Origin of the sequence: Brevundimonas sp. UBA7838 (assembly GCF_002500885.1) — a bacterium.
Classification (GTDB): domain Bacteria; phylum Pseudomonadota; class Alphaproteobacteria; order Caulobacterales; family Caulobacteraceae; genus Brevundimonas; species Brevundimonas vesicularis_C.
The window spans coordinates 1-19,766 of the sequence record NZ_DLTK01000074.1 but is presented as its reverse complement, the minus strand read 5'-3'; the positions used below and the strand labels follow the sequence as shown (position 1 = coordinate 19,766).

At 65.7% G+C, this 19,766-nt stretch carries 23 protein-coding genes, 1 tRNA gene and 1 pseudogene; 9 read left to right on the top strand and 16 right to left on the bottom strand.

What is annotated here, in order from left to right; translation table 11 throughout:
• Window positions 1-119 precede the first annotated feature (119 nt).
• The 5 genes from B3T77_RS06210 to B3T77_RS06190 all read left to right on the top strand — a co-directional run bounded on the left by B3T77_RS06210 (window position 120) and on the right by B3T77_RS06190 (window position 5,591).
• Window positions 120-671 carry an FKBP-type peptidyl-prolyl cis-trans isomerase gene (locus B3T77_RS06210; protein ID WP_292078197.1) on the top strand — a complete coding sequence of 184 codons (552 nt, stop codon included), beginning with the start codon at window positions 120-122 and terminating at the stop codon, window positions 669-671.
• Between the two features lie 13 nt (window positions 672-684).
• Window positions 685-912 carry a hypothetical protein gene (locus tag B3T77_RS06205; protein WP_292078196.1) on the top strand — a complete coding sequence of 76 codons (228 nt, stop codon included), beginning with the start codon at window positions 685-687 and terminating at the stop codon, window positions 910-912.
• A 120-nt stretch (window positions 913-1,032) separates the two neighbouring features.
• Window positions 1,033-1,287 (top strand): hypothetical protein, encoded by a 255-nt coding sequence (locus B3T77_RS06200; RefSeq protein WP_292078195.1) that lies wholly within the window; start codon window positions 1,033-1,035, stop codon window positions 1,285-1,287.
• Window positions 1,288-1,419: 132 nt separating this feature from the next.
• Window positions 1,420-3,381: a M61 family metallopeptidase gene (locus B3T77_RS06195; protein WP_292078194.1), complete on the top strand. Its 1,962-nt coding sequence runs from the start codon at window positions 1,420-1,422 to the stop codon at window positions 3,379-3,381.
• 233 nt (window positions 3,382-3,614) lie between these two features.
• Window positions 3,615-5,591, top strand: coding sequence for a M61 family metallopeptidase (locus tag B3T77_RS06190; protein ID WP_292078193.1), 1,977 nt, complete (start codon window positions 3,615-3,617; stop codon window positions 5,589-5,591).
• A 155-nt stretch (window positions 5,592-5,746) separates the two neighbouring features.
• On the opposite strand, the gene B3T77_RS06185 is transcribed toward B3T77_RS06190, so the two are convergent.
• Entirely contained in the window at window positions 5,747-6,427 is a 681-nt protein-coding gene (locus B3T77_RS06185; protein ID WP_292078192.1) for a type 1 glutamine amidotransferase domain-containing protein, read from the bottom strand.
• Window positions 6,428-6,546: 119 nt separating this feature from the next.
• Between B3T77_RS06185 and B3T77_RS06180 the strand changes: the two genes are divergently transcribed.
• The gene (locus B3T77_RS06180; protein ID WP_292078191.1) at window positions 6,547-7,464 is read left to right on the top strand and encodes an alpha/beta hydrolase family esterase; all 918 of its coding nucleotides are present in this window, start codon (window positions 6,547-6,549) and stop codon (window positions 7,462-7,464) included.
• Between the two features lie 123 nt (window positions 7,465-7,587).
• Here B3T77_RS06180 and rplL read toward each other — a convergent pair whose 3' ends face one another.
• The 6 genes from rplL to B3T77_RS06150 form a co-directional block, all read right to left on the bottom strand.
• Window positions 7,588-7,971: a 50S ribosomal protein L7/L12 gene (rplL, locus tag B3T77_RS06175; RefSeq protein WP_017506702.1), complete on the bottom strand. Its 384-nt coding sequence runs from the start codon at window positions 7,969-7,971 to the stop codon at window positions 7,588-7,590.
• A gap of 62 nt (window positions 7,972-8,033) precedes the next feature.
• On the bottom strand, window positions 8,034-8,549 hold the full coding sequence (gene rplJ, locus B3T77_RS06170; protein ID WP_055754822.1) for a 50S ribosomal protein L10: 516 nt from the start codon (window positions 8,547-8,549) through the stop codon (window positions 8,034-8,036).
• A 310-nt stretch (window positions 8,550-8,859) separates the two neighbouring features.
• Window positions 8,860-9,432, bottom strand: a complete 573-nt coding sequence (locus tag B3T77_RS06165) for a DUF2059 domain-containing protein (RefSeq protein WP_292078190.1) — start codon at window positions 9,430-9,432, stop codon at window positions 8,860-8,862.
• Window positions 9,433-9,500: 68 nt separating this feature from the next.
• A complete protein-coding gene (locus B3T77_RS06160) occupies window positions 9,501-9,953 on the bottom strand; it encodes an NUDIX hydrolase (protein ID WP_055754820.1) in 453 nt (150 codons plus the stop codon).
• Between the two features lie 153 nt (window positions 9,954-10,106).
• Window positions 10,107-11,168, bottom strand: a complete 1,062-nt coding sequence (locus B3T77_RS06155) for an AI-2E family transporter (protein WP_292078189.1) — start codon at window positions 11,166-11,168, stop codon at window positions 10,107-10,109.
• Between the two features lie 90 nt (window positions 11,169-11,258).
• A complete protein-coding gene (locus tag B3T77_RS06150) occupies window positions 11,259-11,675 on the bottom strand; it encodes a winged helix-turn-helix transcriptional regulator (protein WP_292078188.1) in 417 nt (138 codons plus the stop codon).
• Window positions 11,676-11,728: 53 nt separating this feature from the next.
• Between B3T77_RS06150 and B3T77_RS06145 the strand changes: the two genes are divergently transcribed.
• Entirely contained in the window at window positions 11,729-12,337 is a 609-nt protein-coding gene (locus tag B3T77_RS06145; protein WP_091747624.1) for an NAD(P)-dependent oxidoreductase, read from the top strand.
• Here B3T77_RS06145 and B3T77_RS06140 read toward each other — a convergent pair.
• The 9 genes from B3T77_RS06140 to aspS all read right to left on the bottom strand — a co-directional run bounded on the left by B3T77_RS06140 (window position 12,331) and on the right by aspS (window position 19,026).
• Window positions 12,331-12,876, bottom strand: coding sequence for a DUF2059 domain-containing protein (locus B3T77_RS06140; RefSeq protein WP_292078187.1), 546 nt, complete (start codon window positions 12,874-12,876; stop codon window positions 12,331-12,333). The two genes, B3T77_RS06145 and B3T77_RS06140, sit on opposite strands and share 7 nt — an antisense overlap.
• Window positions 12,877-12,983: 107 nt before the next feature.
• Window positions 12,984-13,673 carry a 50S ribosomal protein L1 gene (rplA, locus tag B3T77_RS06135; RefSeq protein ID WP_017506695.1) on the bottom strand — a complete coding sequence of 230 codons (690 nt, stop codon included), beginning with the start codon at window positions 13,671-13,673 and terminating at the stop codon, window positions 12,984-12,986.
• Between the two features lie 3 nt (window positions 13,674-13,676).
• A complete protein-coding gene (gene rplK / locus B3T77_RS06130; protein ID WP_055754816.1) occupies window positions 13,677-14,108 on the bottom strand; it encodes a 50S ribosomal protein L11 in 432 nt (143 codons plus the stop codon).
• Between the two features lie 229 nt (window positions 14,109-14,337).
• Window positions 14,338-14,913: a transcription termination/antitermination protein NusG gene (gene nusG, locus B3T77_RS06125; protein ID WP_017506694.1), complete on the bottom strand. Its 576-nt coding sequence runs from the start codon at window positions 14,911-14,913 to the stop codon at window positions 14,338-14,340.
• A gap of 13 nt (window positions 14,914-14,926) precedes the next feature.
• Window positions 14,927-15,241: a preprotein translocase subunit SecE gene (gene secE / locus B3T77_RS06120; RefSeq protein WP_292078186.1), complete on the bottom strand. Its 315-nt coding sequence runs from the start codon at window positions 15,239-15,241 to the stop codon at window positions 14,927-14,929.
• Window positions 15,242-15,311: 70 nt separating this feature from the next.
• Window positions 15,312-15,387: transfer RNA gene (locus B3T77_RS06115), tRNA-Trp, on the bottom strand.
• A 96-nt stretch (window positions 15,388-15,483) separates the two neighbouring features.
• Window positions 15,484-16,818 carry a hemolysin family protein gene (locus tag B3T77_RS06110; protein ID WP_292078185.1) on the bottom strand — a complete coding sequence of 445 codons (1,335 nt, stop codon included), beginning with the start codon at window positions 16,816-16,818 and terminating at the stop codon, window positions 15,484-15,486.
• Window positions 16,819-16,913: 95 nt separating this feature from the next.
• Window positions 16,914-17,048, bottom strand: coding sequence for a hypothetical protein (locus tag B3T77_RS06105; RefSeq protein ID WP_255360388.1), 135 nt, complete (start codon window positions 17,046-17,048; stop codon window positions 16,914-16,916).
• A 145-nt stretch (window positions 17,049-17,193) separates the two neighbouring features.
• Window positions 17,194-19,026, bottom strand: coding sequence for an aspartate--tRNA ligase (aspS, locus tag B3T77_RS06100; protein WP_292078184.1), 1,833 nt, complete (start codon window positions 19,024-19,026; stop codon window positions 17,194-17,196).
• 129 nt (window positions 19,027-19,155) lie between these two features.
• Between aspS and B3T77_RS06095 the strand changes: the two genes are divergently transcribed.
• Both B3T77_RS06095 and B3T77_RS06090 read left to right on the top strand, forming a co-directional pair.
• The gene (locus tag B3T77_RS06095) at window positions 19,156-19,479 is read left to right on the top strand and encodes a YciI family protein (protein ID WP_235551325.1); all 324 of its coding nucleotides are present in this window, start codon (window positions 19,156-19,158) and stop codon (window positions 19,477-19,479) included.
• 86 nt (window positions 19,480-19,565) lie between these two features.
• A pseudogene (locus B3T77_RS06090) lies at window positions 19,566-19,766 on the top strand (hypothetical protein); the annotation flags it as partial.

Genomic DNA, 19,766 nt, shown 5'->3' with positions numbered 1-19,766 from the left:
GTGTTGCGGAGCGCGCACATATACGCGCATTCGCGACGAAATAAAGGCCTTAGGGAACCTTTTCGACAGAGCCGACCAATCTCATTGCGAGCGACGAAGGCCTGATCTAGCGTCGCCTTATGACACGTATCGTCCTGCCCCTGCTTGCCGCTCTCGCCCTTTCCGCCTGCGCCACCCATCGCGCGCCGGTGACCTATGCCGAGACGGCTTCGGCCGCCGCGCGCGCCGCCGATCAGGTCAATGGCCAGGGGGCCCTGACGCCGCAGCAGGCCTGGGACGCCGGCAATACCGCCTACCTCGCCTGGAACGGCGCGCGGCGCGGCTGGACCACCACCGAAAGCGGCCTGCAATATCGCCGCGTCGGCAAGGCCCACCCCGAGGGCGCTCAGCCGAAGGCGACCGACACGGTCAAGGTCCACTATCGCGGCACGTTCATCGACGGACGCGAGTTCGACAGTTCCTACGCCCGCAACGAACCGGCCGAGTTCCCGCTGAACCGCGTCATCAAGGGCTGGACCGAGGGCGTGGCCCTGATGCGCGTCGGGGAAATCTATGAGTTCGTCATCCCCGCCTCACTGGGCTACGGCTCGCGCTGGGTCGGCGGAGACGAACTGCCGCCCAACTCGACCCTGCGCTTCTCGGTCGAACTGCTGGACGTCAAGCCGGGCTGAAGACCGAAACAGGATGGCTGGCGACCGCTCCATCCTATTTCGACAACCTGAACGCAGCCTATTCAACGACTTAGGCGCTCGAAGCGTCATTGTTCCGGCCATAGCCGACGCCGCCCGCATCATGGGCGGCATGGCCGATGACATCTCCGATCCCAATCCGAATTCGCCCGACTGGACCCGACGGTCCGCCGCAACCTGGGCCGCCGCCCGCAAAGACTATCTCGCCGGGGGGTTCGCCTAGGAGGTCTGCGCGCGCCACGGTCTCAGCCTGTCGACCTTCCGTTGGCGCGCCAGCACGGAGGGCTGGCGCCGTTCGGACCAGCCGCACGGCGCGGTCTTCGAACCGCTCGACGCCTATGAGTTGGACGCCATAGACCAGCGCCTGCCCTGCAACGCCGCCGACATGGCGCGTCTGGCCTGGGCCAATGCTTCACGGGCGATGATCGACGGCAAGCTGATCGAGGCGCGGGGCTGGTCCCGGCTGCACAAGGATCTGGAGGCCATCGCCAAGATCGATGACCATGCTGTGCGCTACTACCGGGGCATGGCCAACGACCCGAAACGACAGCACAACCTGCCCACCACGCCGCCCCTGCGTCCGATGGAGGAGGACTGATCCGAATTGCACGCCCTTGCATTTTGCACGCGTTTTCGGGGTTCAGTGCAATTTCGGATCAGCGCTGACGCTTGACGCCCCGCCCCCTGCGTCGGACTGTCGCGGCTCCCCCAGTCGCCTGAAGAGTCCTCGATGATCCATTCTTGCCTGCGCGCCGCCCCTCTCGGCCTCGCTCTTCTGCTCGTCTCGACCGCCCCGGCCGCATTGGCGCAGCAGGCCTCGACCACGCCGCCCGCCCTGCCCGCGCCCCTGCCCGCGATTCCTGAAGCGCGGGACGTCGCCTACCCCGGCGTCATCACCCTGGACGTCGACGCCACCAACCTGGCCCAGCACATCTTTGCGGTGAAGGAAACGATCCCGGTCGCCCAGGCGGGATCGATGACCCTGTTCTTCCCCGAGTGGCTGCCGGGCAACCACGGCCCCGTCGGCCCCATCGCGCAGCTGGCCGGCATCGAGATCACGGCGAACGGCCAGCGGGTGCAGTGGGTTCGCGACACCCTGCATCCCTTCGCCTACCACGTGGTCGTCCCGGCCGGTGCGACGGCGCTGAACATCACCCTGCAGCACCTGTCGCCGACGACCGGCAATCAGGGCCGCATCACGATGACGCCCGAGATGCTGAACATCCAGTGGGAGAAGATGCTGCTCTATCCCGCCGGCCATTGGTCGCGGAACATCACGGTCCAGCCCACGGTGAAATTCCCCGCGGGCTGGCAGTTCGGCACGGCGCTGGAGCCCGAAAGCAAGGCTGGCGACGTCCAGACCTTCAAGCCCGTCAATCTGGAAGTCCTGATCGACAGCCCGGTCTTCGCCGGCGTCCACTATCGTCAGATCGATCTGAACCCCGGCGGCCGTTCGCCCGTCCGCGCCAACATCGTTGCCGACAAGTCCGACAGCCTGAACGCCACCGACGAGCAGATCCAGATCCTGCGCAATCTGGTCGATCAGATGGACCGCCTATATGGCGCGCGCCATTTCGACCACTACGACTTCCTGATCGCCATGACGGACAAGCTCGGCGGCATCGGGCTGGAGCATCACCGCAGTTCGGAAAACTCGGTCGATCCCGCCTTCTTCACCGGCTGGGACACCCATCTGTCCGACCGCGACCTGCTCAGCCACGAAATGAACCACTCCTGGGACGGTAAATGGCGCCGCCCCGCCGACCAGTATGTGCCCAACTTCAACTCGCCCCTGCAGAACAGCCTGCTGTGGGTCTATGAGGGCCAGACCCAGTACTATGGCCAGGTGATCGCCGCCCGCTCGGGCCTGCTCAGCAAGCAACAGGCGATGGACGCCCTGGCCATGACCGCCGCGACGTTCGACACGCGCGTCGGCCGCGAATGGCGCGCGATGCAGGACACGACCAACGACCCGATCATCAGCCAGCGCCAGCCCAAGGGCTGGCTGTCGTGGCAGCGCGACGAAGACTACTACTCGGAGGGCCAGCTGATCTGGCTGGACGTCGACACGACGATCCGCGAGAAGACCGGCGGCCGGAAGTCGCTCGACGACTTCGCCCGCGCCTTCTACGGCGTCCAGGACGGCAGCTACACGCCCGCCCCCTATACGTTCGAGGATGTGGTCGCGGCCCTGAACGGCGTCGTCGCCAACGATTGGGCGACCTTCCTGCGCACCCGCCTGGACGCCGACGGCCCCGAGGCCCGCGCCCCACTGGACGGTCTGGCGCGCGGCGGCTGGCGGCTGGCCTTCACGGACAAGCCCACCGATTATATGAAGACCCTGTACTCCGAGCTGAAACGCAACGACTTCACCTATTCGCTGGGCTTCCAGACCGGCGAGGGCAACAAGATTCGCAGCGTCCAGTGGGACGGTCTGGCCTTCAAGTCTGGCCTGGCCGCCGGGATGGAGATCGTCGCCGTCAACGGGCAGGCCGCCAGCGCCGAACGCCTGAACGAGGCCGTCACCGCGGCCAAGGATCCCTCGACGCCTATCACCCTGATCGTCAAGGACGACGAGCAATACCGCACCGTCGTCTTCGACTACCACGACGGCCTGCGCTACCCCCGCCTGGAACGCATCCCCGGCACACCTGACCGCCTGGGCGACATCCTGACGCCGCGTCGGCGCTAGAACGCCGAACACATACGTGTCCTCCCCACTGCGTGGGGAGGTGGCGCGGCGCTTCTTCAGCGCCGTGACGGAGGGGCTCTTCACCGCCTCGCAGGCGCCTGTGAGACTTCAAGAGCCCCGCCACCGCTTCGCGGTCCCCCTCCCCATTTCATGGGGAGGAGACACAACGCCGCGCTTGACGCATCGCCCCTCGCCCCCGACGGTGCGGCTCCTTCGCCGAACCGGATGACCGAATGCCGCGTACCCGCCCGACCGCCGCCTGCCTCGCCGTCTTAATGACGGCCGCCGCTTCGCCAGTTCTGGCCCAGAGTTTCCAGTCCACTCCGGTCGTCATCGATGCGACCCAGGCGCCGCTGGCCCTGCCCCGCGCCCAGCCGGCCATCCCGGCGCCCCAGGACAAGCCCTATCCGGGCGTGATCCAGTACCGCGCCGATATCACCGACCTGGACCGCCGCATCATCCGCGTCAGCCAGACCATCCCGGTCGCCAGCCCGGGCCCGCTGACCCTGCTCTATCCGAAGTTCCTGCCCGGCAACCACGCCGCCACCGGCCCGATCCAGCTGTTGTCCGGCCTGACCGTCACCGCCAACGGCCAGCGGATCGAGTGGCTGCGCGACACGCTGGACCCTTACGCCTTCCACCTCGACATCCCGGAGGGCGTGACCAGCATCGACGTGCAGTTCCAGCAACTGACCCAGCCGGACGGCTCCAACTGGCGCGTGCTGATGACTCCGGCCATGGTCAATCTGCAGTGGGAAAAGGCCATCCTCTATCCGGCCGGCTATTTCAGCCGCCAGATCCAGGTCGCCCCCTCGGTGGTCCTGCCCGCCGGCTGGAAATACGGCACCGCCCTGACCACGGCGTCTCAGGACGGCGACGTGGCGGCCTTCGCCCCGACCGACCTCTACACCCTGATCGACAGCCCCATCTTCGCGGGCGCGCACTATCGCCGCGTCGACATCGACCCCAGCGGCGAGCGCGTCCACCTGAACATCCTGGCCGATGAGGCCAAGGGTCTGGCCGCCACCGACGACCAGCTGAAACTGTTCGAGAACATGGTTCAGCAGGCCGACCGCCTGTTCGGCGCCCGTCACTTCGACAACTACGAATTCCTGTTCGCCCTGACCGATCAGATGGGCGGCATCGGGCTGGAGCATCATCGCTCGTCCGAGAACACCGGCGCGCCCGACTTCTTCACCAACTGGACCAAGAGCGCCGGCGATCGGGGTCTGCTGCCCCACGAATACACCCACTCCTGGAACGGCAAGTTCATGCGTCCGGCGGATGAGCTGACCGCCAATCACAACGTCCCGACCCAGAATACCCTGCTGTGGGTCTATGAAGGTCAGACCGAATACTGGGGCGATGTGCTGGCCGCCCGTTCTGGCCTGCATTCCAAGGACGTGGCCTTGGCCACCCTGGCCAGCGTCGCCGCCTTCTATGACCAGCAGCCAGGTCGCCAGTGGCGCGCCTTGCAGGACACCAACAATCACAATCTGCTGGGCTATCGCGTGCCGGGCCAGTTCACCTCATGGATGCGCGGCACGGGCGACTATTACCGCGAAAGCCTGCTGGTCTGGCTGGACGCTGACACCCTGATCCGCGAGGGCACCAATGGCCGCAAGTCGCTGGATGATTTCGCCAGGCGCTTCTTCGGTCACGACGACGGCGAATGGGCGCCGCAAGGCTACAGGTTCGAGGATGTGGTCGCAGCCCTGAACACCGTCTATCCCCACGACTGGGCCGCCTTCCTGCGCACCCGTCTGGACGCCGTCGGTCCCGACGCCCGCGCGCCGCTGGCCGGGATCGAGCGTGGCGGCTGGCGACTGACCTACACCGACACACCCTCGGCGGCGGAGAAGTCGGTCCAGAGCGGCTGGGCCAACGACTTCCAGTATTCGCTGGGCTTCACCCTGTCGGGCGACAAGCTGACCAACATCCGCTGGGGCGGGCCCGCCTTCGAGCAAGGCCTCGGCGCCGGCTGGAGCCTGGTCGCCGTCAACGGCAAGGCCGGCTCGGCCGAGGTGTTGCGCGACGCCGTCACGGCGGCGAAAGGGACCGACGCCCCGATCGAACTGTTGGTGAAATCCGGCGATCGCTTCCGCACGGTGGCCTTCGATTACCACGACGGCCTGCGCTACCCCCGCCTGGAGCGGATCGAGGGCGCGCCGGATCGCCTGTCCGACATCCTCGCGCCCCGCCGGCGCTAACTCTGGGGACCGTCTCCTCCCCACTCTGTGGGGAGGTGGCGCGACGCGCCTTCGCGTCGCGACGGAGGGGCTCTTTAGGTCAGTGGGACTCCAAGAACCCCTCCACCGCTTTCGCGGTCCCCCTCCCCGCATCGCGGGGAGGAGACAGTTTTTCCTTACGCTCTCAGCAACTTCAGCAACGCCTCGGCCGCCGCGTGCGACGAGCCGGGGTTCTGCCCGGTCACCAGCTTGCCGTCGGTCAGCACATAGGAGCCCCAATCCGGCCCCTTGGAGTAGTCGCCGCCGTTGGCGGTCAGCACGTTCTCGACCAGGAACGGCACCACATCGGTCAGGCCCACGGCCTCCTCTTCGGAGTTGGTGAAGCCGGTCACCTTGCGGCCGTTGACCAGCGGCTTGCCATCCGGCCCGGTCACAAACTTCAGCACCCCTGGCGCATGACAGACGAAGCCGGTCGGCTTGTCCGCCTTGGCGAAGGCCTCGATCAGGGCGATGGAATCGGCGTCGTTCGCCAGATCCCACAGCGGTCCGTGGCCGCCGGGATAGAAGACGGCGTCGAAATCCTCGGCCTTCACCGACGACAGGACGACCGTCGAGGCCAGGGCGGCCTGGGCTTCAGCGTCGGCCTTGAACCGGCGCGTGTCGTCAGTCTGGGCGTCGGGGTCGTCGCTCTTGGGGTCCAGCGGCGGCTGACCGCCCTTGGGCGAGGCCAGCACGATCTCCGCGCCCGCATCCTTCAGCGCGTAATAGGGCGCCGCCAGTTCTTCCAGCCAGAAGCCGGTCTTCTTGCCCGTGTCGCCGAGTTGGTCGTGCGACGTCAGCACCAGCAGAATTTTCATAGGGGATGGCTCCGTCTTGGGGTGTCCACAGATGGGAAGCCGCACGGCGCCGCTCAAGACTGGCCTCGCTACCGAAAACACCCCACCCTGTCGGCCTCGATCAGCGGAGACGACATCGCATGAAGCCTTGGTTCGGTCTGTTCGCCGCCCTGATGGGCCTGATGATCTTCAGCCCGTCGGCGCACGCGGCCGGCCCCTGCAACATCGGACAGGCGGGCGCGACCCAGGCCGTCGCCATCGGCCGCAGTGGACGCACGATGCTCATCCACCTGCCTGCTGGTTTCGACCCCGCAAAGCCGGCGCCTCTGGTCTTCCTGCTGCACGGCAGCGGCGGCACGGGAGAGAAGATGCTGGTGTCTTCCGGCTTGGCTGAGGCGGCGGATCGGCACGGCTTCATTGTCGCCGCGCCCGATGCCGGCATTCCGATCGATCAAGGTTTCGTCTGGAACATCCCCGGCGTGCCGACCGTCACCGGCAGGATTCCCGGTCACGGCGATGCGGACGACGTCGCCTATCTGACGGGGGCCATCGATTATCTGGCCGACCAGGGCTGCGTCGATGACAGCCGCATCTATGCGACGGGCCTATCGGGCGGTGGGCGGATGGCGTCGTGGCTGGGTTGCGTCGCCGCCGACCGTTTCGCCGCCATCGCCCCGGTCGTCGGCCTGCGCGCCGGCACCCCGAGAAAGGACCGCCCGCAGGAGCCGGATCCCGCCACCTGCCGCCCTTCGCGCCCCATGCCGGTCATCGCCTTCGCCGGCGACGCCGACACGACTAATCCGATCCGGGGCGGCGGCGCAGGCTACTGGAGCTACACCATGCATGCCGCCGAACAGCGCTGGGCCCAGCTGAACGGCTGCACCCAGGTGCGCGACACCCGCTGGATCGCCGACAAGGTCTATGAGGAAGGTTACGCCGCCTGCCGCAACGGCGCCGACGTCGTGGGCCGCATCACGTCAGGCGGCGGCCACAGCTGGGTCGCCGACAACGACGCCCTGTGGGCCTTCTTCGCCATGCGCAGCCGACCGCAGCGCTGAGCGCTCCACGCATCACATCAGCGCCCGGCCTCAAGCAGCGCTCCGCGCGATAGGCCCACAAAAAAGACCCGGCGGTTTCCCGCCGGGCCTTTCCGATCTTCAGCAAATGCCGAAAGTCAGATCTTACTTGATCTGGACCTTGGCACCGGCTTCCGTCAGCTTCTTGGCGACTTCGTCGGCTTGTTGCTTGGAGACGTTCTCGACGACGTTCTGCGGAGCGCCTTCGACCAGGTCCTTGGCTTCCTTCAGACCCAGGTCCGAACGGACGCCGCGGACTTCCTTGATCACGTTGATCTTCTTGTCGCCGCCGTCGACCAGGACGACGGTGAATTCGGTTTGCTCTTCGGCAGCTTCAGCCGGAGCGCCGCCGCCGGCGGCCGGAGCAGCCATGGCGACCGGAGCAGCGGCGCTGACGCCCCACTTTTCTTCCAGCAGCTTGGAGAGTTCAGCAGCTTCGAGGACGGTCAGAGCGGACAGGTCTTCGACGATCTTGGCGAGGTCAGCCATTGTCAGTTTTCCTTCGGAGGATTGGTTTTAGAGAGTGATGCAGAGATGAAAGGCTGGGCCGCTTACGCGGCTTCCTTGGTGGCGTAGGCGTTGAACACGCGAGCCAGCTGACCGGCGGGTGCTTGCAGCACGCCGGCGATACGGGTCGCAGGCGCGTTGAGCAGGCCGATGAGTTGACCGCGGACCTCGTCGAGCGTCGGGAGCTTGGACAGTGCGTCCACGCCCTTTTGGTCGACGATGGTCGAGCCCATGAAGCCGCCGACGATCTTGAAGCGATCGTTGGCCTTGGCGAACTCGGTGGCGACCTTGGCGGCCGTACCGGGGTTCTCGGAATAGGCGATGCCCACGGGACCCTTGAACAGGTTGTGGTAGTCGCTGCCTTCCTCGGCTTCGAGCGCCTTCAGCGCCAGGCGGTTCTTGACCACCTTGAACGCGCCGCCTTCTTTACGAAGACGGCCACGCAGATCTTCCATTTCCGCAACGGTCAGACCCAGGTTGTGGGTCACGACCACGCTGCCGGCGTCGGCGAAAACGCCCTTGAGCGATTCGATAGACTCGGCTTTTTGAGCGCGATCCATTGCGGTCTCCAGTCTTGGTATTCGCCGCCGGGCTTATTCCCGACGACGGATTGGCCAAAGCGCGTCGCATCGCTGCGAAACGTCGGGCCGGTCGTATTGTCCGAAGGATGCGTCTGACGGCGTCCGTCCCGGAATGCGGGCTGACAGCGCAAGGTCGCGTCCCCATCTCCCCACGGCGTCAGAGGGCTCTCTGACAGTTATGGCCTGGGTGACCCCCACGCCCCGAAGTTCTCGGACAGGACCGTCAGAAGATGAACCTCCGACGGGAAGCGGCGCTCTTACAGGCGCCGTCGTTGGAAATCAACCCGGCTTAACGCCGGCTGGGCTTGGCGCCGGTCTGTTCGGCCTCGCCGCAGTCGAACCGGGCGCAATATTTGCTCTCGAACTCCTCCAGAAGGTTCGTCATCGCTGCGGTCTCGACCTCCTGTGAGGCCATGCTCAAGGATATCGTCTTGGCTGCGACAGAGCGCCCGACAGCCGTGCGATAAAATTCGATCTGAGCGACGAGTTCTTCTTCAGTGAAGACGGAGCCGTAGATCGGGGCCAAGTCATCCATGAACCGCTCGATCATTCTGCTCGCCATGGACGGCATGTTGGTGCGCACCCAAATCGCTTCTTCGCCGCCCTTCTTATCCAGTTCACCCATCTGCGTGACCATGAAGCGCTCGAACTCCTTCATGAAGTTCGGGCCGACGGACAGGTCGATCAGTTCGCGCGCCAAGGCGCTGCGGCGCGTCAGGCCGGCATCCTGCAGCGCCGGCTCGACGCGCGTGACGACGACTGTTTCCGATTGAGCCGCCGTCTGCGCGTGCGCGCCTGTCGCGCTCAGACCCAGCGCCAGACCCAGCGACGCAGCTAGCGCCTGTTTGCGTGTGATGATCATGATGGCCTCCCCGCCCTCTTATCGGAAGGCTCAGGTCCGCAGGCCAGTCGAATTCGACCGACGGTTGCTCAATCTTCCAGCGGCGTGGCGTCGAAGTCGCGGATCAGCGCGGCCAGGTCGGGCTCATGAACCAGATCCGCCGCCTCGCTCAGGCTCATCCAGCGGCGCTCGCGCTGATGCGCCTCGGGCCAGGCGCCCATCTGGATCAGCACTTCCAGCGGATAGACCGACACCACGCACTGGCGCACGCCCCCGTCCTTCAACCCCTTGGCGTAGCGGAAGACGCCGATGGACTGGGTGTCGACGTCGCCCTTGACCCCCGCCTCCTCCATCGCCTCCTGGGCGGCCGCCTCGGGATCGCTCTTGCCGACCATCCGCCCGCCCTTGGGGATCACCCAGCGTCGCGTTTCGCGCGAGGTGATCATCAGGATGCGACGCTCGCCGTCCTCCAGCCGCCACGGCAGGGCCGCGACCTGCCGGGTCTCGGAGCGGGTGGTGCGTTTCGACCGGGCCTGCGGCACGCCTCAGCCCTCGCCCATCGCTTGAGCGGTCCTGACGATTCGTGCTGGCGCTCCCCCAATCTTCACGTCTGGTTCCAGGTCTGCCGGTCGTGGCCGCCTTCGAAACGGGATCAGGACGGCTGCGTCAAGTTGTCAGACTACGGACGGTCCCATTTATTTCTCGCCGGGCGCCTTGGCCTTGGGATCGCCCAGCACGTCCTGACGATACAGCATGGTGATCAAGGTGTGCAGCACCAGCGCCAGCGGCGTGGCGAACAGCACGCCCAGAGGGCCGAACAGGGTGCCGATGCCCACGACGGCGAAGATGCCCAGCACGACGGGCAGGTTCGCGACGTTCTTCTGCACCATCGGCGTGATGAAGTTGCTCTCCAGCTGGGACACAACGACATACAGCGCCAGCGTCATCAGGGCCGTCTGCCACCCTTGCGTGGCGCCGACCAGCACGGCCGGCACGGTGGAGACGATGGGCCCCACGATCGGCACGAACTGCGCCAATCCCGTCAGCAGACCCAGCCCCAGCGCCGACGGCACGCCGATGATGGCCAAGCCGACGCCTGTCAGCGTGCCGACCAGAACCATCGAGAACAGCTGCGCCTTCAGCCAGCCTTTCAGCGCCTTGCCACAGTTGTTCAGCACTTCGCGCATTCGCGGGCGGCGATCCATGGGCAGCATGGACAACAGCCCCTCGCGCGACTTGGCGGGCTCGATCGCCAGGAAGACGCCCGCGACCACGACGAGAACCAGTGTGGTGACACCCGATGCGAAGCCCAGGGCGAACTTCTGAGCGACCTGCAAAGCCTGACCGGCGCGGCCGCCCAGCCCCTGCAACTGCTCCAACAGCTGCGCGGCATAGGGCTGGGCCTGGATCCAGGACTGAACCTGCTCCCACCCTTGCGGCACCACGGCGGACAGGGCCACGACCTGTTCGGTGATCTGGGTTCCGAACAGGGTCAGAACGCCAGCCAGCACCGCGATCACGATCAGCAGCGACAGGAAGACGGCCAGCGGGTCCGGCGCCTTCAGCCAGCGCACGATGGGATCGGCCAGGGCGCGCAGGATCACCGACACCACGATGGCCCCGAAGATCAGCAGCCACAGCGTCTGCAAGGTCACGATCAGCTGGACCGCGAAATAGGCCGCCACCAGCACGATGGCGCCGAACGCGAGCCGCCCCTTCCACGGGTCGTGGCCGCCCACACCAGGCTTGTCGCTCATCAGTTTTCCCAGTCCGAACATATCGCCCCCTTCAAGGTCGCGACAGGAACGCGGGTCGAGCGTGGCCGTTCGCCGCAGGCGGTAAAAAAGTCAGTGGGCGTCGGAGGATCGCTGATCGTAGGCCATTTGCGCGGCCGCTACTTCCGGCATCCGGGTCTCGGCCCAGTCGATCATGGACTGCATCGCCGCCATCAGGGTTCGGCCCAGCGGCGTGACCGCATAGGTCACAGACACCGGCACGGTGGCCACGACGGAGCGTGACACCAGCCCGTCGCGCTCCAGCGACTTCAGCGTCTGGCTCAGCATCTTCTGCGACACGCCATCGACCCGCTGCTTCAGGGCGTTGAAGCGGATCGGCCCCTCGCCCAGCACGATCAGGATCAGGGTGCTCCATTTGTCGGCGATGCGGTCCAGCAGCTGGCGCGTCGGACAGTTCGCCGCGAACACATCGCCGCGCAGCCAGGTTTCGTGAAGGTAACCAGGTGTCTGAGAGGTGCCGTCTTGCATGGTCGCATCCCATATCGCACCTGGTATCCATTGGATACCCAAAGGAGCCTTCCATGAAAGTCGCAGTCCTCGGCGCCAGCGGTCGCGCCGGCTCGGAAATCACCAAGGAACTGGCCGCGCGCGGTCACACGGTCACCGCCATCGCCCGCAAGCCTGAGGCGATCCCGAGCGCCACCGGCGTCACGCCTGTCGCCGGCGACGCCTCGGACGCCGCCGCGCTCGCCGACCTGATCAAGGGTTCGGACGCGGTCATCAGCGCCCTGCACTTCGATGTTCCCGCCGCGACGATCCTCGGCGCGCTGAAGACCGCCGGCGTCCCGCGCCTGCTCGTCACCGGCGGCGCCGCCAGCCTGGAGGTCGCGCCCGGCGTCCTGCTGTTCGACACACCGCAGTTTCCAGCCGAATGGAAGCCCATCGCCAAGGGCGGGCTGACCTTCCTAGACGACCTGCGTCAGGAAACGGACATCGACTGGACCTTCTTCTCCCCCGCCGCCCTGATCGAGGAAACGCCGCGCCTGGGCCGCTACCGCACCGGGACCGACCAACTGGTCGTGGACGCCAACGGCGACAGCAAGATCGGCTTCTCCGACTACGCCATCGCCATGGTCGACGAGCTGGAAAACCCCAAGCACAGCCGCGCCCGCTTCACCGCCGCCTATTGAGGCCTAGTGGCCGCCTGGCCCTGCGCCGCATTGGCCATGGCGGCCTTCACCTCGCGCTTCTCTTCAGGCGTGCACTGTAGACGATTGCAGAGCTGATCGCCCATGTCCGCCATAAGCTCAGGCATGATGGCCTGGATCGCCGCACCGATCCGAGGCGCCGCCGCATAGCTCTTGCTCATCATCGATCGGCCGACATCGCTCTGATAGAAATCGACCAGAGCCCGAAGCTCCTCCAGCGTGAAGATGTCGGCATAGATTGGCGCAATGGCCTCGAACATGCGGGGCAGCATGCTGGCGGTCGCCTCCGCCATGATCTCGCGAGCCTCGGCCGCCTGCTCAGCCGACATCGTGTCCGATCGCGGCATCATCATCGCCGTCATCTGACCCAGCGAAGCGCCCATCTGTTCGCCCTGGATCAGGGCGATGAACTTGTTGGCCAAGGCCAGCTTCTCGGCCGACACATCGTTTGTCCCGGCCGTGGCCGCGGGCGCAGTCAGCAACGCAAGGGCCAGCACCAGCCCGCCGAAGAGTTGTTTCATATGATCCCCCAGATAGGCGCGCATCCTGACGGCAGGCACGATCTCCGGGCAAGAAAAAACGGCGGGGATCGCTCCCCGCCGTTCTTCAGTGTGGCTTGTCTTTCGACTTAGGCGCCCAGCGAGGCCGGGTCGACCTTGAAGCCCGGGCCCATCGTCGACGACAGGCTGATGCGCTTCACATAGGTGCCCTTGGCGCCCGACGGCTTGGAACGCACCAGGGCGTCCACGATGGCCTTCACGTTGGCTTCCAGGGCGTCCTGGGTGAACGAGACCTTGCCGATGCCGGCGTGGACGATGCCCGCCTTCTCGACGCGGAACTCCACGGCGCCGCCCTTTGCGTCCTTGACGGCCTGGGCCACGTTCGGGGTCACGGTGCCGACCTTGGGGTTCGGCATCAGGCCGCGCGGGCCCAGCACCTTACCCAAACGGCCGACCAGGGCCATCATGTCCGGCGACGCGATCACGCGGTCGAACTCCATGAAGCCGCCGGCGATCTTTTCGTACAGATCTTCGGCGCCGACGTGTTCGGCGCCGGCTGCGGTGGCTTCGGCGGCCTTGGCGTCCTTGGCGAAGACGGCGACGCGAACGTCACGGCCGGTGCCCGACGGCAGGTTGACGACGCCACGGACCTGTTGGTCGGCGTGACGCGGGTCGACGCCCAGGTTGACCGAGATTTCCAGCGACTCGTCGAACTTGGCCTTGGCGTTTTCCTTGGCCAGCTTGATGGCGTCGGAGAACGGCAGCAGGTCCTGGGTCACGCCGGTGCGGGCCTTGAAGGCCTTGGTTTGCTTGGCCATGGTTTAGCCCTCCACCACTTCGAGGCCCATCGCGCGGGCGGAGCCTTCGATGATCTTGGCCGCCGCGTCGATGTCGTTGGCGTTCAGATCCTTCATCTTCTTTTCGGCGATCTCGCGCAGTTGCGCTTGCGTGATCTTGCCGGCGACTTCACGGCCGACCAGCTTCGAACCCGACTTCAGGCCCGTGGCCTGCTTCAGGTACCAGGTCGCCGGGGGCGTCTTGGTGATGAAGGTGAACGACTTGTCCTGATAGACGGTGATCACGGTCGGAAGCGGGGTGCCCTTGGCTTCCTTCTCGGTGCGCGCGTTAAACTCCTTGCAGAAGCCCATGATGTTCACGCCGCGCTGACCCAGAGCCGGGCCGATCGGGGGCGAAGGCGTGGCCGAACCGGCCGGCACTTGCAGCTTGATATAGCCGAGAATCTTCTTGGCCATTGGTCTCTCCTATGAATGATCCCGGACGTGATCCGGGACCGGTGAGCCGTGGTGCGGCATGGCTGCCTCCCACGGATTTGACGCTCCACGAACCGAAGGCCTGCCGAGCGAAGGCGCGCGTGTAACAGAGGGGGAATGGAAAGGCAACGCACCGCCCCGCCGTGGCTCCAGAATCGAAAAAGCCGCGACCATTCGGACGCGGCTTGATATTTCGACCGGGGCGTGAGCCTTAGCCCGCGACCTTCTCCACCTGGGCGTATTCCAGTTCGACCGGCGTGGCGCGGCCGAAGATGGACACGGCGACGCGCAGGCGGGCGTGTTCTTCGTCCACGCTCTCGACCGAACCGTCGAAGCTGGCGAACGGGCCGTCGATGACCTTGACCTTCTCGCCGATGTCGAAGCGGATGGTGGGCTTCGGACGCTCGACGCCCTCTTCCACGGCGCCGATGATGTTCTGAACTTCACGCTCGGAGACCGGCAGCGGCTTGGTGCCGCCCGCAGCGCCCAGGAAGCCCGTGACCTTCGGCGTGTTCTTGACCAGGTGATAGGCCTGGTCGGTCATTTCCATCTTCACCAGCACATAGCCGGGGAAGAACTTGCGTTCCGAGTTCACCTTGCGGCCGCGACGGATCTCGACGACGTCCTCGGTCGGAACCAGGATTTCGGAGAAGGCGTCTTCCAGGCCCTGTTGCTTGGCCTGATCACGCAGCTGCTCGGCGACCTTCTTCTCGAAGTTCGAGTAGGCGTTGACGATGTACCACTTGTGGCGCGGATTGGCGGGCTTTGCGGGCGCTGCATCGGTCATGGGCGCGTCTTTCTCAGGATCCGAGAGCGATGATGTAGCGGAAGGCGTAGCCCAGGCCGGTGTCCACGATCCAGAAGAAGATCGAGGCGATGATGACCATGATGAAGACCATCACCGAGGTGATCCAAGTCTCCTTCCGGCTGGGCCAGACGATCTTGCGGCCTTCGGCGCGCACCTGGCTCAGGAACTGGCCGGGGCTGGTGCGGGGCTTCCTGGGCTCGGGCGAATCGACCGTGATGGCGGCGGCGCCGGCCGCCTGAGGCTTGGCGCCGATCTGGGGCTTCGCGCTGCCTTGAGGCCGCTTGCCGGGAGTTTTGGCCTTGGCCATCAGTTGCTCTTCACACAATTGTTCCTGTCGCCCCAGATGGGAAGTCCCATCCGGAAGCGACAGGGGGGATTGGCAGGAGTTGGGGGACTCGAACCCACGACCCCCGGTTTTGGAGACCGGTGCTCTACCAGCTGAGCTAAACTCCTAGACAACCGCGCAAACCCGAAAGGTCCGTGCGTTCGCCAGAGGGGGGCGTATGCCCGACACCGCCCGCCATTTCAAGGGCGATGTGACACTTGCGATCAGTCTTCCAGATGCGCGGCGATGGCGTCCCGCTCGTCCTGTGCCTTCACCAGTTCCTTGAAGATCAGCTTGTCGATGCGGCGGTCGTCCATATCCACGACCTCGACCTCGAATCGACCCACCTGCAGCACCTCGCCCTCGTCCGGGACGCGCGAGATCTGGTGCAGAATCAGGCCGGCGACGGTGTGGAAGCCTTCATGCTCGCCAAAGTCTTCGCCCAGCTTGTCAGCCAATTCGTCCAGGTCCGTCTGACCGTCGACAAGCCAGCTGCCGTCGGCGCGCTGATGGATCCAGGCCTGCTCTTCGTCATGGCCTTCATTGAAGTCGCCGGCGATCATTTCCAGGATGTCGGTCGCCGTCACCACGCCTTCGAAGGCGCCGTACTCATCGACGATGAAGGCCATGTGGACTCGCGAGCCCTTCAGGATCTCCAGCGCCTTCAACACCGAGGTCGATTGGGGAATGAAAGCCGGTTCGGCGACCAGCGGTTCGATGTCGAACTTGCCGTTGGTCAGCAGACTGTCCAGCAGATCCTTCTTGTGAACCACGCCCAGCGGATTATCGACGTCGCTCTCGCGCGCCACCACGATCCGCGAATAGGGGCAGGTGCGAATCTCTTCGCGCAGCATCTCTTCGGGGTCGTCCAGGGCGATCCAGAACACGTCGTGGCGCGGCGTCATGGCCACCCGCACCGGACGGTCGCCCAGGCGCAGGATTTCCTCGATCATCACCTGCTCTTCGGGCTCGATCAGGCCAGCCGAGGTGCCTTCGGCCAGGATGGTCGCCACCTCTTCCTGGGTCACGTCCGAGCCATCGCGATCCTTGACGCCCAACAGCTTCAGGATGCCCGAGGTGGAGGCGGTCAGCAGCAGGACGAACGGCTTCAACACGATCGCCAGCTTGGAGATCGGCCCGGCCATCTTCGACGCCACCGTCTCGGGGAAGATCAGCGCCAGGCGCTTGGGCACCAGTTCGCCGATGATCAGCGAGACATAGGTGATGCACACGACCACCAGGGCCGTGGCGAAGAATTCGGTATATTGAGCCAGCGCCGGGAAGGCGACTTCCAGAATGCGATCCAGTTCGCCCGCGATGCTCGCCTGACCATAGGCGCCCGCCAGAATGCCGATCAGGGTGATGCCCACCTGGACCGCGGACAGGAACTGAGTCGGTTCTTCCGACAGCTTCAGCGCCGCCCTGGCCCCCCGGTCGCCCCGTTCCGCCCTCGCCTGTAGTTTGGATTTCCGCGAGGAGACGACCGCCAATTCAGTCATGGCGAACAAGCCGTTGAGCACCACCAGGAGCAGAACGACAGCAATAGCGATGAGTAACATCTAGGGGGTTTTGGGGACCGACGCGGCGCGACAGACGGCGTCCGCAGCGCTACATTAGGGCAGGATCGCGACCAGCGCCACGTTTTCCTTTACGCTCAACCCGTCCGCCCGGCTTCGACCGAGCCGTAAGCGCCCGAAACCGGCCGGCCGTTGGCGTCGTACTGGGTCGCACAGGCGCTCATGCCCAGCACGGTGCCGATGAAGATACCCAGTCGAATGGCGCGTCGCATTTGGTTACCGAAAGATTAACGTCCGATGCGAACGTAAATCCCGGTCAGCGGTTGCAGGCAATCGTGCTCGCCCGGGGCGCGAGCACAAAAAAGGGGGACGCCGCTAAGCATCCCCCCTCTGTCGTCCTTGATCAAATCTCGCCGATCACACCTTGATCGGCAGGGCCGTTCGGATGTGGACATCCTTCAGCTGGCGCTCCTCGGCCTCGGTCGGGGCGTTCATCAGCAGATCCTCGCCCTGCTGGTTCAGCGGGAAGGCGATGACCTCGCGGATGGCCGTCTCGCCGGCCAGCAGCATGACGATGCGGTCGATGCCGGGGGCCAGGCCGCCGTGCGGCGGCGCGCCATAGCGGAAGGCGTTCAACATGCCGCCGAACTGTTCCTCGACCACCGAGGCGTCATAGCCGGCGATCTCGAACGCCTTCAGCATGATCTCGGCCTTGTGGTTCCGGATCGCGCCCGAGCACAGCTCATAGCCGTTGCAGACGATGTCGTACTGATAGGCGCGGATGGTCAGCGGATCCTGACCTTCCAGAGCCTCCAGCCCGCCCTGCGGCATCGAGAAGGGGTTGTGGCTGAAGTCGACCTTCTTCTCTTCCTCCGACCATTCGAACATGGGGAAGTCGACGATCCAGCAGAATTTGAACTGGTCTTCGTCCACCAGCTTCAGCTCCGTGCCCACGCGGGTGCGGGCCAGACCGGCGAACTTGGCGAAGGTCGCGGGCAGGCCAGCGACGAAGAAGGCGGCGTCGCCCTGGCCCAGACCCAGCGACGACATCAGGGCCTCGGTCGGCTCCTGGCCCAGGTTCTTGGCGATCGGCCCGCCCCAGGCGCTTTGGTCCTCCGACCAGAAGATATAGCCCAGGCCCGGCTGGCCCTCGCCCTGCGCCCAGCTGTTCATGCGGTCGCAGAAGGCCCGCGAACCGCCCGTGGGCGCCGGGATGGCCCAGACGGCGTTTTTGTCGTCCGCGCCCAGGATTTTGGCGAACAGGCCGAAGCCGCCGTCGCGGAAGTGATCCGACACCACCTGCATCTTGATCGGGTTGCGCAGGTCCGGCTTGTCCGAACCATACCAGGCCATCGACTGGGCGTAGGTCAGGCGCTCGAAACCCTTGTGCTCGAACGTCTCGCCGAAGTCGTTGGTGAAGGTATGGACGCCGTCGATGGCCGAGACCGGCTTGCCCTCGCCGAACTCCTCGAACACGCCGTGCATCAGCGGCTCGATGGCGGCGAAGACGTCTTCCTGGGTCACGAAGCTCATCTCGACGTCGAGCTGGTAGAACTCCAGCGAGCGATCGGCGCGCAGGTCTTCGTCGCGGAAGCACGGCGCGATCTGGAAATAACGGTCGAAGCCCGACACCATCAGCAGCTGTTTGAACTGCTGCGGCGCCTGGGGCAGCGCGTAGAACTTGCCCGGATGCAGTCGCGACGGCACCAGGAAGTCGCGCGCGCCTTCCGGCGACGAGGCCGTCAGGATCGGCGTCTGATACTCCAGGAAGCCCTGATCGACCATGCGGCGGCGGATCGAGGAAATCACCTTGGAGCGCAGCACGATGTTCTTGTGCAGTCGCTCGCGGCGCAGATCCAGGAAGCGGTTGGCCAGGCGGATATCCTCAGGATACTCCTGATCCCCAAAGACCGGCATCGGCAGTTCCGCGGCTTCGGACAGCACCTCGACACCCTGAACGCGCACCTCGACTTCGCCCGTGGGCAGATTGGCGTTCACCACCGAGGCGTCGCGGGCGACCACCTCGCCATCAACCTTGATCACGCTCTCGGCGCGTAGGCGTTCGACGGCGGCGAAGCCAGGCGTCTCAGGGTGCAGCACCAGCTGCGTCAGGCCGTAGTGGTCGCGCAGGTCGATGAACAGCAGGCCGCCGTGGTCGCGCTTGCGGTGAACCCAGCCCGACAGGCGAACAGCGGAACCAGCGTCGGAGGCGCGCAGGGCGCCGCAGGTGTGAGAGCGATAGGCGTGCATGAAACGAACCGTCTGGAGTCTCTGGGCGGTGGAATCCGACGCCGTCGGCGCCCGAAATCGAAGCGGCGTAGGGCGCATCATCGCCCCGGAAAGTCAAGGTTTCAGCCGTTGCAAAGCCTGCCGCCGCGCATGATATCTGACGCTTCCATCCCGCCCGAGGCCGCCATGTTCATCGTCACCATCACCTACACCCAGCCCATCGAAGCCATCGAGGCGCGGACGGTCGAGCATCGCGCGTGGCTGGATCAGCATGTCGCCAGCGGCCTGATCATCGCGGCCGGGCCGATGGTCCCACGCACCGGCGGCATTCTGGTGGTGCGCAGCGGGAGCACAAAGGAGGAGCTGGAGGCCCTGCTGAAGGCCGATCCGTTCCAGGTTCACGGCCTGGCCGATTACACGGTGACCGAGTTCAAGGCCGGCAAGCTGAACCCCGCCCTTGCCGAATTCGCCTGATTTCATCCACAGGGGCGCGGTTCGCTCCCCGCAACCAACAGCGCGGGCCTGACGCGGTTAACGCCGGCCTCTGCTATGACAGGCGCATGTCCGCGCTGAGCGCCCTGCCCCCGACGACGACCGAACAGCTGCGTCTGCCGCTGGAGAGGCCGATTGCGGGCGAGGCCTTCGTGACGTCCGACAGCAATGCCGAGGCGGTGCGCGTTCTGGCCCGCTGGCCCGACGGCGTGGGCGCGGTGCTGGCGCTGCACGGCCCTCCAGGGTCGGGCAAGAGCCGCCTCGCCGCC

Bases quoted from the DNA above. Each gene is read 5' to 3' on its own strand.
- B3T77_RS06165 (WP_292078190.1), bottom strand. From the start codon at position 9,432: ATGATCATCACACGCAAACAGGCGCTAGCTGCGTCGCTGGGTCTGGCG.
- B3T77_RS06205 (WP_292078196.1), top strand. From the start codon at position 685: ATGGCTGGCGACCGCTCCATCCTATTTCGACAACCTGAACGCAGCCTA.
- nusG (WP_017506694.1), bottom strand. From the start codon at position 14,913: ATGACCGATGCAGCGCCCGCAAAGCCCGCCAATCCGCGCCACAAGTGG.
- B3T77_RS06095 (WP_235551325.1), top strand. From the start codon at position 19,156: ATGATATCTGACGCTTCCATCCCGCCCGAGGCCGCCATGTTCATCGTC.
- B3T77_RS06105 (WP_255360388.1), bottom strand. From the start codon at position 17,048: ATGCGACGCGCCATTCGACTGGGTATCTTCATCGGCACCGTGCTGGGC.
- rplK (WP_055754816.1), bottom strand. From the start codon at position 14,108: ATGGCCAAGAAGATTCTCGGCTATATCAAGCTGCAAGTGCCGGCCGGT.
- rplJ (WP_055754822.1), bottom strand. From the start codon at position 8,549: ATGGATCGCGCTCAAAAAGCCGAGTCTATCGAATCGCTCAAGGGCGTT.
- B3T77_RS06155 (WP_292078189.1), bottom strand. From the start codon at position 11,168: ATGAGCGACAAGCCTGGTGTGGGCGGCCACGACCCGTGGAAGGGGCGG.
- B3T77_RS06150 (WP_292078188.1), bottom strand. From the start codon at position 11,675: ATGCAAGACGGCACCTCTCAGACACCTGGTTACCTTCACGAAACCTGG.
- B3T77_RS06210 (WP_292078197.1), top strand. From the start codon at position 120: ATGACACGTATCGTCCTGCCCCTGCTTGCCGCTCTCGCCCTTTCCGCC.
- B3T77_RS06195 (WP_292078194.1), top strand. From the start codon at position 1,420: ATGATCCATTCTTGCCTGCGCGCCGCCCCTCTCGGCCTCGCTCTTCTG.
- B3T77_RS06145 (WP_091747624.1), top strand. From the start codon at position 11,729: ATGAAAGTCGCAGTCCTCGGCGCCAGCGGTCGCGCCGGCTCGGAAATC.
- rplL (WP_017506702.1), bottom strand. From the start codon at position 7,971: ATGGCTGACCTCGCCAAGATCGTCGAAGACCTGTCCGCTCTGACCGTC.
- B3T77_RS06185 (WP_292078192.1), bottom strand. From the start codon at position 6,427: ATGAAAATTCTGCTGGTGCTGACGTCGCACGACCAACTCGGCGACACG.
- B3T77_RS06140 (WP_292078187.1), bottom strand. From the start codon at position 12,876: ATGAAACAACTCTTCGGCGGGCTGGTGCTGGCCCTTGCGTTGCTGACT.
- rplA (WP_017506695.1), bottom strand. From the start codon at position 13,673: ATGGCCAAGCAAACCAAGGCCTTCAAGGCCCGCACCGGCGTGACCCAG.
- secE (WP_292078186.1), bottom strand. From the start codon at position 15,241: ATGGCCAAGGCCAAAACTCCCGGCAAGCGGCCTCAAGGCAGCGCGAAG.
- aspS (WP_292078184.1), bottom strand. From the start codon at position 19,026: ATGCACGCCTATCGCTCTCACACCTGCGGCGCCCTGCGCGCCTCCGAC.
- B3T77_RS06180 (WP_292078191.1), top strand. From the start codon at position 6,547: ATGAAGCCTTGGTTCGGTCTGTTCGCCGCCCTGATGGGCCTGATGATC.
- B3T77_RS06190 (WP_292078193.1), top strand. From the start codon at position 3,615: ATGCCGCGTACCCGCCCGACCGCCGCCTGCCTCGCCGTCTTAATGACG.
- B3T77_RS06110 (WP_292078185.1), bottom strand. From the start codon at position 16,818: ATGTTACTCATCGCTATTGCTGTCGTTCTGCTCCTGGTGGTGCTCAAC.